Annotated in this window: 16 protein-coding genes; 6 read left to right on the top strand and 10 right to left on the bottom strand. The window is 65.2% G+C overall.

What is annotated here, in order from left to right; genetic code table 11:
• Positions 1-99: 99 nt before the first annotated feature.
• From secB to E8F11_RS02445, 3 genes are read right to left on the bottom strand one after another with little or no spacing between them, the layout of a single operon-like run.
• Positions 100-570, bottom strand: a complete 471-nt coding sequence (gene secB / locus E8F11_RS02455) for a protein-export chaperone SecB (RefSeq protein ID WP_280287223.1) — start codon at positions 568-570, stop codon at positions 100-102.
• Between the two features lie 14 nt (positions 571-584).
• Positions 585-860: a glutaredoxin 3 gene (grxC, locus tag E8F11_RS02450; RefSeq protein ID WP_280287222.1), complete on the bottom strand. Its 276-nt coding sequence runs from the start codon at positions 858-860 to the stop codon at positions 585-587.
• A gap of 1 nt (position 861) precedes the next feature.
• Positions 862-1,275, bottom strand: coding sequence for a rhodanese-like domain-containing protein (locus E8F11_RS02445; protein ID WP_280287221.1), 414 nt, complete (start codon positions 1,273-1,275; stop codon positions 862-864).
• Positions 1,276-1,442: 167 nt separating this feature from the next.
• Here E8F11_RS02445 and gpmI point away from each other — a divergent pair, with 167 nt between their 5' ends.
• The 4 genes from gpmI to E8F11_RS02425 all read left to right on the top strand — a co-directional run bounded on the left by gpmI (position 1,443) and on the right by E8F11_RS02425 (position 6,509).
• Positions 1,443-2,978 carry a 2,3-bisphosphoglycerate-independent phosphoglycerate mutase gene (gene gpmI / locus E8F11_RS02440; protein WP_280287220.1) on the top strand — a complete coding sequence of 512 codons (1,536 nt, stop codon included), beginning with the start codon at positions 1,443-1,445 and terminating at the stop codon, positions 2,976-2,978.
• A gap of 150 nt (positions 2,979-3,128) precedes the next feature.
• Complete coding sequence (locus tag E8F11_RS02435; RefSeq protein ID WP_280287219.1) at positions 3,129-4,394, top strand: murein hydrolase activator EnvC; 1,266 nt, start codon at positions 3,129-3,131, stop codon at positions 4,392-4,394.
• Positions 4,395-4,425: 31 nt separating this feature from the next.
• Positions 4,426-5,742 (top strand): S41 family peptidase, encoded by a 1,317-nt coding sequence (locus E8F11_RS02430; protein ID WP_280287218.1) that lies wholly within the window; start codon positions 4,426-4,428, stop codon positions 5,740-5,742.
• A gap of 2 nt (positions 5,743-5,744) precedes the next feature.
• A complete protein-coding gene (locus tag E8F11_RS02425; RefSeq protein ID WP_280287217.1) occupies positions 5,745-6,509 on the top strand; it encodes a divergent polysaccharide deacetylase family protein in 765 nt (254 codons plus the stop codon).
• Between the two features lie 152 nt (positions 6,510-6,661).
• Here the strand turns inward: E8F11_RS02425 and E8F11_RS02420 are convergent, their stop codons facing one another.
• From E8F11_RS02420 to hisB, 7 genes are all read right to left on the bottom strand, one after another.
• Positions 6,662-7,417 carry an ABC transporter substrate-binding protein gene (locus tag E8F11_RS02420; RefSeq protein ID WP_280287216.1) on the bottom strand — a complete coding sequence of 252 codons (756 nt, stop codon included), beginning with the start codon at positions 7,415-7,417 and terminating at the stop codon, positions 6,662-6,664.
• A gap of 133 nt (positions 7,418-7,550) precedes the next feature.
• Positions 7,551-8,306 carry an ABC transporter substrate-binding protein gene (locus E8F11_RS02415; RefSeq protein WP_280287215.1) on the bottom strand — a complete coding sequence of 252 codons (756 nt, stop codon included), beginning with the start codon at positions 8,304-8,306 and terminating at the stop codon, positions 7,551-7,553.
• A gap of 135 nt (positions 8,307-8,441) precedes the next feature.
• Positions 8,442-9,212, bottom strand: a complete 771-nt coding sequence (gene hisF / locus E8F11_RS02410) for an imidazole glycerol phosphate synthase subunit HisF (RefSeq protein ID WP_280287214.1) — start codon at positions 9,210-9,212, stop codon at positions 8,442-8,444.
• Positions 9,213-9,257: 45 nt separating this feature from the next.
• Complete coding sequence (hisA, locus tag E8F11_RS02405; RefSeq protein WP_280287213.1) at positions 9,258-9,995, bottom strand: 1-(5-phosphoribosyl)-5-[(5-phosphoribosylamino)methylideneamino]imidazole-4-carboxamide isomerase; 738 nt, start codon at positions 9,993-9,995, stop codon at positions 9,258-9,260.
• Positions 9,996-10,035: 40 nt separating this feature from the next.
• On the bottom strand, positions 10,036-10,293 hold the full coding sequence (locus tag E8F11_RS02400; RefSeq protein WP_280287212.1) for a DUF2164 domain-containing protein: 258 nt from the start codon (positions 10,291-10,293) through the stop codon (positions 10,036-10,038).
• A gap of 4 nt (positions 10,294-10,297) precedes the next feature.
• The gene (hisH, locus tag E8F11_RS02395; RefSeq protein ID WP_280287211.1) at positions 10,298-10,936 is read right to left on the bottom strand and encodes an imidazole glycerol phosphate synthase subunit HisH; all 639 of its coding nucleotides are present in this window, start codon (positions 10,934-10,936) and stop codon (positions 10,298-10,300) included.
• The gene (hisB, locus tag E8F11_RS02390) at positions 10,936-11,529 is read right to left on the bottom strand and encodes an imidazoleglycerol-phosphate dehydratase HisB (protein WP_280287210.1); all 594 of its coding nucleotides are present in this window, start codon (positions 11,527-11,529) and stop codon (positions 10,936-10,938) included. Before hisB ends, hisH begins: the two co-directional genes overlap by 1 nt.
• Before the next feature lie 129 nt (positions 11,530-11,658).
• Between hisB and E8F11_RS02385 the strand changes: the two genes are divergently transcribed.
• Both E8F11_RS02385 and E8F11_RS02380 read left to right on the top strand, forming a co-directional pair.
• A complete protein-coding gene (locus E8F11_RS02385; protein WP_280287209.1) occupies positions 11,659-12,057 on the top strand; it encodes an acetyl-CoA sensor PanZ family protein in 399 nt (132 codons plus the stop codon).
• A gap of 206 nt (positions 12,058-12,263) precedes the next feature.
• Positions 12,264-12,611, top strand: a 348-nt coding sequence (locus E8F11_RS02380) for an AsmA family protein (protein ID WP_280287208.1), incomplete at its 3' end; no start/stop codon positions are given.

Here is a 12,611-nt window from a genome sequence, read left to right as displayed (position 1 = left end):
TTAGCGAATGAATTCGCCCCCACAAAGTTCTCTCGCCCTCTTTCTCCTGCCCAAAGAAAAAGCGCCCCGAAGGGCGCCTTTTTCATGGAGCCGGATGACTCAGGCCTGGGCTTCGCCGGCGGCCTGCAGGCGCGCCAGTTCCTGCGCGTAGAGCGCATCGAAGTTCACCGGGGAGAGCATCAGCGCCGGGAAGGAGCCGCGGACAACCAGGCTGTCCAGGGTTTCACGGGCGTAGGGGAACAGGATGTTCGGGCAGAAGGCGCCCAGGGTGTGGCTCATGGAAGCCGCATCCAGTCCCTTGATCAGGAAGATGCCGGCCTGCTGCACTTCGGCGATGAAGGCGGTTTCCTCGCCATTCTTCACGGTCACGGAGAGGGTCAGCACCACCTCGTGGAAATCGCCATCCAGCTGCTTCTGACGGGTGTTCAGGTCCAGGGCAACGCTCGGCGACCACTCCTGGCGGAAGATCTCGGGGCTCTTCGGCGCTTCGAAGGACAGGTCACGCACGTAGATGCGCTGCAGGGAGAACTGCGGGTTCTGGTTGTCGCCGTTGCTTGCTTGTTCAGTCATGGGTCTGCCTTGTTCTAGTGCGTTTCCGTTTGCGGGCGAGCCTGGAGCAGGGCGTCGAGCTTGCCGGCGCGCTCCAGGGCGTACAGGTCGTCACAGCCGCCCACGTGGGTCTGGCCGATCCAGATCTGCGGCACCGAGGTGCGCCCGGCCTTGCGGGTCATCTCGGCGCGAACTGCGGGGTTGCCGTCGACGTTGATCTCTTCGTACCTGACGCCCTTCTTGTCCAGCAATTGCTTGGCACGGATGCAGTAGGGACACCAGGCGCTCGAGTAAACGACTATCTCGGCCATCTCACTTCACCAGGGGCAGGTTGTCGCCACGCCAGCTGCCGATCCCGCCGGACAGTTTAAGGGCGTTGAAACCGGCCTTCTTCAGGTCGCGGCAGACGGCGCCGGCATGCTGGCCCATGGTGTCGACGACGATGATGGCCTTGTCCTTGTGCTTTTCCAGTTCGGTGATGCGGCTGGGCAGCTTTTCAACGGGGATGTTCAGGGCGTCGACGATGTGGCCGCCGGAGAATTCCTTGTTGGCGCGCACATCCAGCACCACGGCCTGGCCGCCGTTGACCATGGAGGTCAGCTCGCGGGTGGAAATGGCGCGGCCGCTGCGGCGCAGTTCGTGGGCCAGCAGCAGTGCCAGCAGCACGACGAACGATCCACTCAGTACATAGTGGGTAGTGGCAAATTCAATCAGATGGGCGAGCATCGTCGGGTTCCGGGACGGTAAAATGCCGGCCAGTATACACAGCCCCACAGGTCGGCCAAACCCCGCCCGGCGGTGACGCCGACGGAACCAGACCGTAGAATGCCGCGTCTTTTTCCGGGGCCCGTGCCCGCTACTTTCCACCACTTGCAGCAGACGAGTCGGACTTTATGACAGCCACGCCCAAACCCCTGGTCCTGATCATCCTGGACGGTTTCGGTCACAGTGACAGCCCCGAGTACAACGCCATTCACGCCGCAAAGACCCCGGTCTACGACCGCCTGCGCGCCACCCAGCCCAACAGCCTGATTTCAGGCAGCGGCATGGATGTCGGCCTGCCGGACGGCCAGATGGGCAACTCCGAAGTCGGCCACATGAACCTCGGCGCCGGCCGCGTGGTGTACCAGGACTTCACCCGCGTGACCAAGGCGATCCGCGACGGCGACTTCTTCAGCAACCCGGAAATCACCGCTGCCGTGGACAAGGCCGTGGCCGCTGGCAAGGCCGTGCATTTCATGGGCCTGCTCTCCGAGGGCGGCGTGCACAGCCACCAGGACCACCTGGTCGCCATGGCCGAGCTGGCCGCCCAGCGCGGCGCCGAGAAGCTCTACCTGCACGCCTTCCTCGATGGCCGCGACACCCCGCCGAAGAGCGCCGAGCCGTCCATCAAGCTGCTGGACGATGCCTTCGCCCGCCTCGGCAAGGGCCGCATCGCCAGCCTGATCGGCCGCTACTTCGCCATGGACCGCGACAACCGCTGGGACCGCGTCGAAGCCGCCTACAACCTGATCACCGAAGGCCAGGCCGAGTTCTCCGCCGCCTCGGCCAGCGAAGGCCTGGCCGCCGCCTACGAGCGCGGCGAGAGCGACGAGTTCGTCAAGGCCACCCGCATCGGCGAGCCGGTGAAGGTCGAAGACGGCGACGCCGTGATCTTCATGAACTTCCGCGCCGACCGCGCCCGTGAGCTGTCCCGCGCCTTCGTCGAGCCGGGCTTCAAGGAGTTCACCCGCCAGCGCGAGCTGAAACTGGCCGACTACGTGATGCTCACCCAGTACGCCGCCAGCATCCCCGCCCCCAGCGCGTTCAAGCCGGAATCCCTGGACAACGTGCTGGGCGAGTACCTGGCGAAGAACGGCAAGACCCAGCTGCGCATCGCCGAGACCGAGAAGTACGCCCACGTGACCTTCTTCTTCTCCGGCGGCCGCGAAGAGCCTTTCGAAGGCGAAGAGCGCATCCTGATTCCGTCGCCCAAGGTCGCCACCTATGACCTGCAGCCGGAAATGAGCGCCCCCGAGGTGACCGACAGGATCGTCGACGCCATCGAGAACCAGCGCTACGACGTGATCGTGGTGAACTACGCCAACGGCGACATGGTCGGCCACACCGGCGTGTTCGAGGCCGCGGTCAAGGCCGTGGAGTGCCTGGACAGCTGCGTCGGCCGCATCGTCGCGGCGCTGGACAAGGTCGGCGGCGAAGCCCTGATCACCGCCGACCACGGCAACGTCGAGCAGATGGAAGACGTGATGACCGGCCAGGCCCACACTGCCCACACCTGTGAGCCGGTGCCCTTCATCTATGTCGGCAAGCGCCCCGCGAAGATCCGCGACGGCGGTGTGCTGGCCGATGTGGCGCCGACCCTGCTGACCCTGATGGGCCTGCCGGTACCGGCCGAGATGACCGGCAAGACCATAGTCGAGCTGCAATGATCGACGCGGGCCGTCGCCTGAGCGCGGCCCGCACGCAGAAAATCTGCGCGCCTCATCAGGAAACGCCCCGAACCCCAGGTCCGGGGCGTTTTTTTTGCCCGGCACCACGGGCATACTAGGCCGACCCTCCCCCCTGGTGCCCCACCCCCCATGTTTCGCGCCCTTGCCTTCGTAATCCTCGCCAGCCTGATCACCCCGGTCATGGCCGACCAGCGCGCCGAAACCCAGCAACAGCTGGACAAGGCCGCCAAGGACGTCGCCGAGCTGAAAAAGCTCCTGCAGCAACTGCAGCAGGAAAAGTCCGGCGTCCAGGCAGACCTGAAAAAGACCGAGACCGAGATGGGCGGCCTGGAACAGCAGGTCAAGGACCTGCAGCAGGAGCTCGAGAAGAGCGAGGGCGAGATCCAGCGTCTGGACGGAGAGAAAAAAAAACTCCAGGACGCGCGCGCTGAGCAGCAGCGGCTGATCGGCATCCAGGCCCGCGCGGCCTACCAGAGCGGCCAGCAGGAATACGTCAAGCTGCTGCTCAACCAGCAGCATCCCGAGAAGTTCGCCCGCACCCTCACCTACTACGATTACCTGAGCAAGGCCCGCCTGGAGCAGCTCGACACCTTCAACGAGACGCTGCGCCAGCTGGCCAATGTCGAACAGGAAATCACCGCCCAGCAGAACCAGCTCAACGAGCAGAAAGCCGCCCTCGACGGCCGCCGCGAACAGCTGGCCGCCGCGCGCAAGGAGCGCCAGCTGGCCCTGGCCAAGCTGAACCAGGACGTCAGCGATCGCGACAAGAAACTCAAGGCCCGCGAACAGGAACAGGCTGAACTGGGCAAGGTCCTCAAGACCATCGAAGAGACCCTGGCCCGCCAGGAGCGCGAAGCCCGCGAGGCCGAGGAAGCACGCAAGCGCGCCCTCGCCGAACAGCAGCGCCAGTTGCGCGAACAACCGGCCGGCACCCCGGCCCGGGCCAGCAGCGGCCCGCTGGTATCGAGTACCGGCGGCAACTTCGGCGGCCCTTTCGCCAAGTCCCGCGGCCAGCTGCCCTGGCCAGTGGACGGCCGCCTCGTGGCGAGCTTCGGCTCGGCCCGTGGCGGCGACTCGCGGGCCAAGTGGGACGGCGTGCTGATCGGCGCCCCGGCTGGCAGCAACGTCCGTGCGGTGCACGGTGGCCGCGTGGTGTTCGCCGACTGGTTGCGCGGCGCCGGGCTTCTGGTCATCCTCGACCATGGCAACGGCTATCTGAGCCTCTACGGACACAACCAGCGTCTACTGAAGAATGCCGGTGATATCGTGAAAGCGGGCGAATCCATCGCCACAGTCGGCACCAGCGGCGGGCAGGACACTCCCGCCCTGTACTTCGCAATTCGCCAGCAGGGCCGACCAACCGACCCGGCACAGTGGTGCCGCGCGCAAGGATAGGCGCCACCTCATCTAGCAGGAGTTAGTTCGCATGTCGCATCAGTCCCGCCTCACTTCCCTGGCCATGGCACTGGCGCTGCTCGGCGGCGCCCCGCAGCTTCTGGCCGCCGAGGAGCCGGCAAATCTTCCCGCCACGGCGGTGAACGGCAAGGCGCCGCTGCCGCTGGACGAGCTGCGGACCTTCGCCGAGGTGATGGACCGCATCAAGTCCGCCTACGTCGAACCCGTGGATGACAAGACCCTGCTGGAAAACGCCATCAAGGGCATGCTCAGCAACCTCGACCCGCACTCGGCCTACCTGGAGCCGGAAGACTTCCAGGAGCTGCAGGAGAGTACCAGCGGCGAATTCGGCGGCCTGGGCATCGAGGTCGGCACCGAGGATGGATTCGTCAAGGTGGTCTCGCCCATCGACGACACCCCGGCGTCCAAGGCCGGCATCCAGCCCGGCGACCTGATCGTGAAGATCAACGGCCAGCCGACCAAGGGCATCTCGCTGATGGAAGCGGTGGACAAGATGCGCGGCAAGGCCGGCAGCAAGATTGTCCTGACCCTGGTGCGCGACGGCGGCCAGCCCTTCGACGTTGAGCTGACCCGCGCGGCGATCAAGGTCAAGAGCGTGAAGAGCCAGATCCTCGAGAAAGGCTACGGCTACCTGCGCATCACTCAGTTCCAGGTCAACACCGGCGAAGAAGTCGGCAAGGCCCTGGCCAAGCTGCGCAAGGAAAACGACGGCCGCCTCAGCGGGCTCGTCCTCGACCTGCGCAACAACCCCGGCGGCGTGCTGCAGTCAGCCGTGGAAGTCTCCGATCACTTCCTGAGGAAGGGCCTGATCGTCTACACCAAGGGCCGCATCGCCAATTCCGAGTTGCGCTTCTCCGCCGACCCGGCCGACGCCAGCGAAGGGGTGCCGCTGGTGGTGCTGATCAATGGTGGCAGCGCCTCGGCTGCCGAGATCGTCGCTGGCGCCCTGCAGGATCACAAGCGCGGCGTGTTGATGGGCACCGACAGCTTCGGCAAGGGCTCGGTGCAGACCGTGCTGCCGCTGAACAACGACCGCGCCCTGAAACTGACCACCGCGCTCTACTACACCCCCAACGGCCGCTCCATCCAGGCCCAGGGCATTGTTCCGGACATCGAAGTGGCGCGCGCCAAGGTCACCCGCGAGCAGGACGGAGAATCCTTCAAGGAAGCCGACCTCGCCGGCCACCTGGGCAACGGCAACGGCGGCGCCGACAAGCCCAGCTCGGGCAAGGCCAAGTCGGACCAGCCGCGCCCGCAGGATGACGACTTCCAGCTGAGCCAGGCCCTCAACCTGCTGAAAGGCCTGAACGTCACCCGCGGAAAATGACGGTGCGCTGGGGTATCTGGTTGTTGGCGCTGTGGTTGGGCGCGACGGCAACCGGTGCCTGGGCCGCACCAACGGCACGCCTGGCCCTGGTGCTCGATGACCTGGGCCAGGCCCCGGCCCGCGACCGCCGCGTCCTCGCCCTCCCCGGCCCGGTGGCGATGTCCATCCTCCCGGATACACCCCACTCCCGCGAACTGGCCGAAGCCGCCCATGCCGCCGGCAAGACGGTAATGCTGCACCTGCCCATGGACCCGGCCACCGGACCCTATGCCTGGCACCCGGAGTTATCCACAGCCGAGTTGGAGAAACGACTCGATGCCGCCCTGCACCAGGTTCCCTACGCGCGCGGCCTGAACAACCACATGGGCAGCCGCATGACCGCCCAGCGTCCGGCCATGGCCTTGTTGATGCAACGGCTGCAGCGGGATCACCGGTTCTTCATCGACAGCCGCACCAGCGCCGCCACCGTGGCCGCTGCCGAAGCGCAGAAGGCGGGCCTGCCCAGCCTGTCGCGGGACGTATTCCTCGATGACGACCAGAGCCCGGCAGCGGTGGCCGCGCAGTTCGACGCTGCACTGAAGCTGGCGCGCAAGCAGGGCTCAGCCCTGATGATTGGCCATCCCCATCCGGCCACCCTGGCGCTGCTGGAACGCGAGCTGCCGCGCCTGAAGGAACGGGGTTTCGAGCTGATCGATGTGGAGATGCTCATCGCCCTGCGCGGCAACCGCGCCATGGCGGCCCATGGCAAGGCGGGGGTTTACAGGTAGGCGGCCGATCTTGGCGTTGGATCAATTGTGGGGGCGAATTCATTCGCTAAGCAGGCCGCAGGTCTGCCCTGCAATCCCTCAGGGGACCGCTGCGCGGTCCATCGCGAATGAATTCGCACCCACATGGGACAGCCCCATGGGAGGCCTTGCCGTTACAGGTAGTTCTGGGTGATCTCGTCGACGAAGCCGTCGTTGCGCATCTCGTCCAGGGCCTTCTGCAGGCGCTCGATCACCTCGTCCGGGGTGTCCTTGTTGAAGGCCAGGTAGAGGTCGGCGCTGTTGAAGCGCAGCACGGTCTGCAGCCCGGTCACACCTTCCTGCTTGGCCAGGTAGCGGCCCACCGGATCGGTAGTGGCCCAGAGGTCGATCTGGCCCTTGAGCAGTTTCTTGACGTTTTCCTGGTCGCGCAGGGCGTTCTGCGGTGCCATGCCCTGGCCCTCCAGATGCTGGCTCACGGCATCGTTCTTGTAGGCACCGATGCGGTACTGCGCGGCGCTCTTCAGGTCCTTGACGCTGAGGTTGTTGCCCGGCGCGGCGAGCAGCACCCACTCGGTCTTGGCGATCGGGCCAACCCACTTGAACAGCGGCTGGCGTTCGGGGGTGAAGGTGGTGGAGAACAGGCCGTAGTTGGACTTGTCCAGGGTCAGGCGGTAGAGACGGTCCCAGGGGAAGCGCAGGGTCAGGCTATAGCTGATGCCGGCACGCTTGAACATCTCGCGGACGATATCGGCGCTGATGCCGTCGATGCCGTCGTCGCGGGCGAAGTTCTTGTCGTCCACCGCCATGTTGAAGGGCGGGAAGTTCTCGGTGAGCAACACCACCTTGTAGTCCGCCGGCAACTCGGCGCGCGCCGTGAAGGCGATGAACATCAGGCCCAGGGTCAGGGCGCGTTGGATCAGCTTCTGCATGGTCATACCGCTCGCTTGGATTTGTGGTTGTGGCTAAGCGACTTCCTTGCGTGGGCTCCCCACCCACGGACATCTGTCCTGCCTTCCATGGCAATGGCAAACGACCGGCTCATGGCCGGTCGTTCGTGTCTTTCTACAGGTAGCTGCTGAGGATCTCGTCGACGAAGCCCTCGGCGCGCATCTGATCCAGTGCGGCCTGGAGTTTGTGCACCACTTCGTCGGGGACGTCCTTGTTCAGCGCCAGGAAGAGTTCGGCCTGGTTGAAACGCAGCACGGTCTTCAGGCCGCTTACGCCTTCCTGCTTGGCCAGGTAGCGGCCGGCCGGATCGCCGGTGGCCCAGAGGTCGATCTGGCCTTTCTCGAGTTTTTTGGCGTTTTCCTGGTCGCGCAGGGCGGTGATGGGTTCGAGCTTCTGCTGGGTCAGGTATTCGGCGATAGCGTCGCCCTTGTAGGCACCCACCTTGTACTTGCGCGCGTCATCCAGGCTGGCCAGGGCAACCTGGCTGTCGGCGCGGGCCAGCATGATCCAGTCGTCCGGACCGATCGGCCCGACCCACTTGAAGGACTGCTCGCGCTCGGGGAGCCGCGCGGTGACGAAAACGCCGTAGCCCGGTTTCTCCAGCGCCAGCTTGTAGATGCGGTCCCAGGGAAAGCGCAGGGTGAGGCTGTACTTGACCCCGGCGCGCTTGAACATCTCGCGCACAATGTCGACGGCGATACCGTCGATGTTGTCTTCCTGGGCGAAGTTCTTGCCGTTGATCGACATGTTGTAGGGCGGGAAGTTTTCGGTCAGGAGAACCACGCTGTAGTTCTCGTCCACTTCGGCGCGAGCTGCACCGGCCAATACCATCAGGGTACCGGCCAGCGCCAGCAGCAGGCGTTTCGACATATGCGGCTACCTTGCAGGAGAGAAGGGGAATGCGCTGAGCTTAACCTCGCGGTAACAAGGCTCGGGCATCAGCGGCCCAGGCTGCGAACTCCGTCACACGGAGCAGCCTGGGCGAAGGTCAGGCAAGAATCGTGCTCAGCGCACCAGGATTCCGCGGCTGGCCAGGTAGGCCTTGGCTTCGGGCACGGTGTACTCGCCGAAGTGGAAGATGCTCGCCGCCAGAACGGCGTCGGCCTTGCCTTCGAGGATGCCGGCGGCCAGGTGCTCGAGGTTGCCGACGCCGCCAGAGGCGATCACCGGAATCCCGACGCTTTCGCTGATGGCGCGGGTGACGCCCAGGTCGTAACCGCTCTTCACGCCGTCCTGGTCCATGCTGGTGAGGAGGATCTCGCCGGCGCCCAGGTCTTCCATCTTCTTCGCCCAGGCTACGGCATCCAGGCCAGTGGGCTTGCGCCCTCCATGGGTGAAGATTTCCCAGCGCGGCGTTTCCCCGGGGCCCGACACTTTCTTGGCGTCGATGGCGACCACGATGCACTGGGAACCGAAGCGCGAGGCCGCCTCGCCGACGAATTCCGGGGTGAAGACCGCGGCGGTGTTGATCGACACCTTGTCGGCGCCGGCATTGAGCAGGTTGCGGATGTCCTGCACGGTACGCACGCCACCGCCCACGGTCAGCGGGATGAACACCTGGCTGGCCATGCGCTCCACGGTATGCAGGGTGGTGTCGCGGCCGTCGACGCTGGCGGTGATATCGAGGAAGGTGATCTCGTCTGCGCCTTGCTCATCGTAGCGACGGGCGATTTCCACCGGGTCGCCGGCGTCGCGGATGTTCTCGAACTTGACGCCCTTGACCACTCGGCCGTTGTCGACGTCGAGGCAAGGGATGATGCGTTTTGCCAGTGCCATTGCAGTGTTCCCGTAGGGTGCGCCGCGCGCACCGGTTGCCGTCGCTTAACCCTTGTAGCTATCGCAGAAGGCCTGCGCCTCTGCCACATCCAGGGTGCCTTCGTAGATGGCGCGGCCAGTGATGGCGCCGATGATGCCGGGGGCCTTGGCGGCCAGCAGCTTCTCGATGTCACCGAGGTTGTGGATACCGCCGGATGCGATCACCGGGATCTTGCTGGCGGCGGCCAGGGCGGCGGTCGCTTCGACGTTGCAGCCCTGCATCATCCCGTCCTTGGCGATGTCGGTGTAGACGATGGCGGATACGCCGTCGGCCTCGAAACGCTTCGCCAGGTCGACCGCCTGCACGCTGCTGACTTCAGCCCAGCCATCGGTGGCGACGAATCCGTCCTTGGCGTCCAGGCCGACGATCACCTTGCCCGGGAAGGCCTTGCAGGCCTCGGTGACGAACTCCGGCTGCTTCACCGCCTTGGTGCCGATGATCACGTAGCTCACGCCAGCCTTGACGTAGTGCTCGATGGTTTCCAGGGAGCGGATGCCGCCACCGATCTGGATCGGCAGTTGCGGGTAGCGCCTGGCGATGGCGGTGACCACCTCGCCATTGACCGGCTGACCTTCGAAGGCGCCGTTCAGGTCCACCAGGTGCAGGCGGCGGCAGCCACCCTCCACCCATTTGGCAGCCATGCTCACCGGATCGTCGGAGAACACGGTGGAGTCTTCCATGCGGCCCTGGCGCAGACGCACGCAGGCGCCGTCCTTCAGATCGATAGCGGGGATAATCAGCATCGGTTCAACCTGTTCGAAGTCAGTGGAATCGGCTTGGCGCTCAGTCTTTCTCGAGCGCCCACAAGTCGCTCTCGATGCTTTCGAACCTGTCTTTCAGGTGCGCCTGCACATCGAGGATCGCCTTGTTGTAGAAATGCGGTGCGAACTCCCGGGCGAAGAAATCCAGCACTTCCTCGGCCTCGAAGGAGCCCAGCTCCAGCTCGAAGCGGTCGGCCATGAAACGCTTGATCGCCAACACCGCGCCCTGGGTCTGGGCGGCGTCGAGTTGCAGGCTGGGGGCCTTCTTCGCGCGGCTCATAGGCTTACCAGCGCCCGTCCCAGGCGGCGAAGTTCTGCAGCAGCTGCAAACCGTGGGTGTGGCTCTTCTCCGGGTGGAACTGCACGGCGAAGCGCGAACCTTCGGCCAGGGCGGCGGCGAAATCCTTGCCGTAGTGGCCGCGGCCTACCACCTGGGTGGGATTGCCGGCCTCGATGTAATAGCTGTGCACGAAGTAGAAGCGCGCCCGGTCGGGAATGTTGTGCCAGAGCGGGTGAGCGACGCTTTGCGCCACTTCGTTCCAGCCCATGTGCGGCACCTTGAGCTGCTCGCCATCTTCCACCAGGCCCTTGCCGAAGAAGCGCACCTGGCCCGGGAACAGGCCGATGCAGTCGACTCCGTCGTTCTCCTCGCTATGCTCCAGCAATGCCTGCATGCCGACGCAGATGCCGAGGAAAGGGCGGTCCTTGCTGACTTCCTGCACCAGGCTGTCGAAGCCGAGGCGACGGATCTCCGCCATGCAATCGCGGATGGCGCCGACGCCGGGGAAGACCACCCGGTCGGCTTCGCGGATCACATCGGAATCGCTGGTGACCAGCACACGGCCGGCACCGACGTGCTCCAGGGCCTTGGCGACCGAGTGCAGGTTGCCCATGCCATAGTCGATGACTGCGACCGTCTGCATCAGAGCACGCCCTTTGTGGAAGGCATCTGCCCGGCCATGCGCGGGTCGCGCTCGACGGCCATGCGCAGGGCGCGGCCGAAGGCCTTGAACACGGTTTCGATCTGGTGGTGGGTGTTGTGGCCACGCAGGTTGTCGATGTGCAGGGACACCATGGCGTGGTTGACGAAGCCCTGGAAGAATTCCTGGAACAGATCGACGTCGAAGCCGCCAACCACCGCGCGGGTGAAGGGCACGTGCATCTGCAGGCCGGGGCGGCCGGAGAAGTCGATGACCACCCGCGACAGGGCCTCGTCCAGCGGCACATAGGAATGGCCGTAGCGGACGATGCCCTTCTTGTCGCCGAGGGCCTGGGTGAAGGCCTGGCCGAGGGTGATACCGACGTCTTCCACCGTGTGGTGATCGTCGATATGCAGATCGCCCTTGCACTCGATGTCCAGGTCAATCAGGCCGTGGCGGGCAATCTGGTCGAGCATGTGCTCGAGGAAGGGCACGCCGATATCGAAGCGGGCCTTGCCAGTGCCATCCAGGTTGATCGAGACCTTGATCTGGGTTTCCAGGGTATTGCGTTCGACGGATGCCGTACGTTCGGCCATCACCAGCTCCACAAAAGGCTCACGAAAAAGAGCGCCATTATAGGCCGTCGCGCCTTGGCGCCGCTACCGACGGCGGTCGGCGGGGTTTACACTGCCGAGCCGCGCCAGCGATGCCCTCCAGGAGCCACCATGCCCGTAGTAGTCGAGACCTTGAACATCCCGTCCGAGCAGGATCGCGGCGACCTGGCGAAGATCTACGCCGACGCCCCGGAGTGGTTGCTGCCACCCTACGCCAACGCCGCCGAACTGGTGCAGCGTGGCCTGGACGAGGGCCTGCTGGTTGCCGGGCGCTTCAACGACCGGCTACTGGGCGCGGCCCTGGTGGTGCGCGGCGCAAGCTACTGGCGGCTGTCCCACCTCTGCGTACGCCAGGTGACCCGCCACCGTGGCGTCGGCCGCCGCCTGGTGGAGGAAGTCGCGCGCCTCGCCCGGGAGGCCGGCAAGCCGCTGCACCTGGCGGCCCCCGGAGGCCACCTGGAAAGCCAGGCCCTGGCCGCGCGCCTGCACCTGCCGCTGGAAAGCCTCTGAGACGGATGCGTCAACATGACGCACTAGAGGAAAGCCGCCGAGCGGATTTCCATCCCGGACACCTCGACCGCTGAACCGTCCGCGGCTTTCGCCATCCAAAGTCCGATACCCGCTGTTCGAGGCCAGCGCCGCCGCACGCCATGGCTGATGGCCCGGCGCTATACTCGGCACCTCAAATTCACGCGATCCATCACAAGGACTGGCCAATGAAAGCCTTCGGCAAAATCCTGGGCCTCATCTTTCTCGGGCTGTTGCTGATCATAGTGGCACTGGGCTTTGCCCTGACCCACCTGTTCGACCCGAACGACTACAAGGACGAAATCCAGAAACTGGCCCGGGACAAGGCCAACCTGGAGCTGACCCTCAACGGCGACATCGGCTGGAGCCTCTTCCCCTGGCTCGGCCTCGAGTTGCACGAGGCCACCCTGGCCAGCGCCACCACCCCGGCCAAACCCTTCGCCAACCTCGACATGATCGGCCTCTCGGTGCGCGTGCTGCCGCTGCTGCGCCGTGAAGTGCAGATGAGCGATATCCGCGTCGAAGGCCTCAACCTC

It is taken from the genome of Pseudomonas sp. BN417, from assembly GCF_029871205.1.
GTDB lineage: Bacteria > Pseudomonadota > Gammaproteobacteria > Pseudomonadales > Pseudomonadaceae > Metapseudomonas.
Note: the sequence above shows the minus strand (reverse complement) of the source record. Positions and strands in the feature narration are given on the sequence as shown.

What these genes read in the sequence shown, in the direction of transcription:
- secB (WP_280287223.1), bottom strand. Translation starts at nt 570, where the DNA reads ATGACTGAACAAGCAAGCAACGGCGACAACCAGAACCCGCAGTTCTCC.
- grxC (WP_280287222.1), bottom strand. Translation starts at nt 860, where the DNA reads ATGGCCGAGATAGTCGTTTACTCGAGCGCCTGGTGTCCCTACTGCATC.
- E8F11_RS02445 (WP_280287221.1), bottom strand. Translation starts at nt 1,275, where the DNA reads ATGCTCGCCCATCTGATTGAATTTGCCACTACCCACTATGTACTGAGT.
- gpmI (WP_280287220.1), top strand. Translation starts at nt 1,443, where the DNA reads ATGACAGCCACGCCCAAACCCCTGGTCCTGATCATCCTGGACGGTTTC.
- E8F11_RS02435 (WP_280287219.1), top strand. Translation starts at nt 3,129, where the DNA reads ATGTTTCGCGCCCTTGCCTTCGTAATCCTCGCCAGCCTGATCACCCCG.
- E8F11_RS02430 (WP_280287218.1), top strand. Translation starts at nt 4,426, where the DNA reads ATGTCGCATCAGTCCCGCCTCACTTCCCTGGCCATGGCACTGGCGCTG.
- E8F11_RS02420 (WP_280287216.1), bottom strand. Translation starts at nt 7,417, where the DNA reads ATGCAGAAGCTGATCCAACGCGCCCTGACCCTGGGCCTGATGTTCATC.
- E8F11_RS02415 (WP_280287215.1), bottom strand. Translation starts at nt 8,306, where the DNA reads ATGTCGAAACGCCTGCTGCTGGCGCTGGCCGGTACCCTGATGGTATTG.
- hisF (WP_280287214.1), bottom strand. Translation starts at nt 9,212, where the DNA reads ATGGCACTGGCAAAACGCATCATCCCTTGCCTCGACGTCGACAACGGC.
- hisA (WP_280287213.1), bottom strand. Translation starts at nt 9,995, where the DNA reads ATGCTGATTATCCCCGCTATCGATCTGAAGGACGGCGCCTGCGTGCGT.
- E8F11_RS02400 (WP_280287212.1), bottom strand. Translation starts at nt 10,293, where the DNA reads ATGAGCCGCGCGAAGAAGGCCCCCAGCCTGCAACTCGACGCCGCCCAG.
- hisH (WP_280287211.1), bottom strand. Translation starts at nt 10,936, where the DNA reads ATGCAGACGGTCGCAGTCATCGACTATGGCATGGGCAACCTGCACTCG.
- hisB (WP_280287210.1), bottom strand. Translation starts at nt 11,529, where the DNA reads ATGGCCGAACGTACGGCATCCGTCGAACGCAATACCCTGGAAACCCAG.
- E8F11_RS02385 (WP_280287209.1), top strand. Translation starts at nt 11,659, where the DNA reads ATGCCCGTAGTAGTCGAGACCTTGAACATCCCGTCCGAGCAGGATCGC.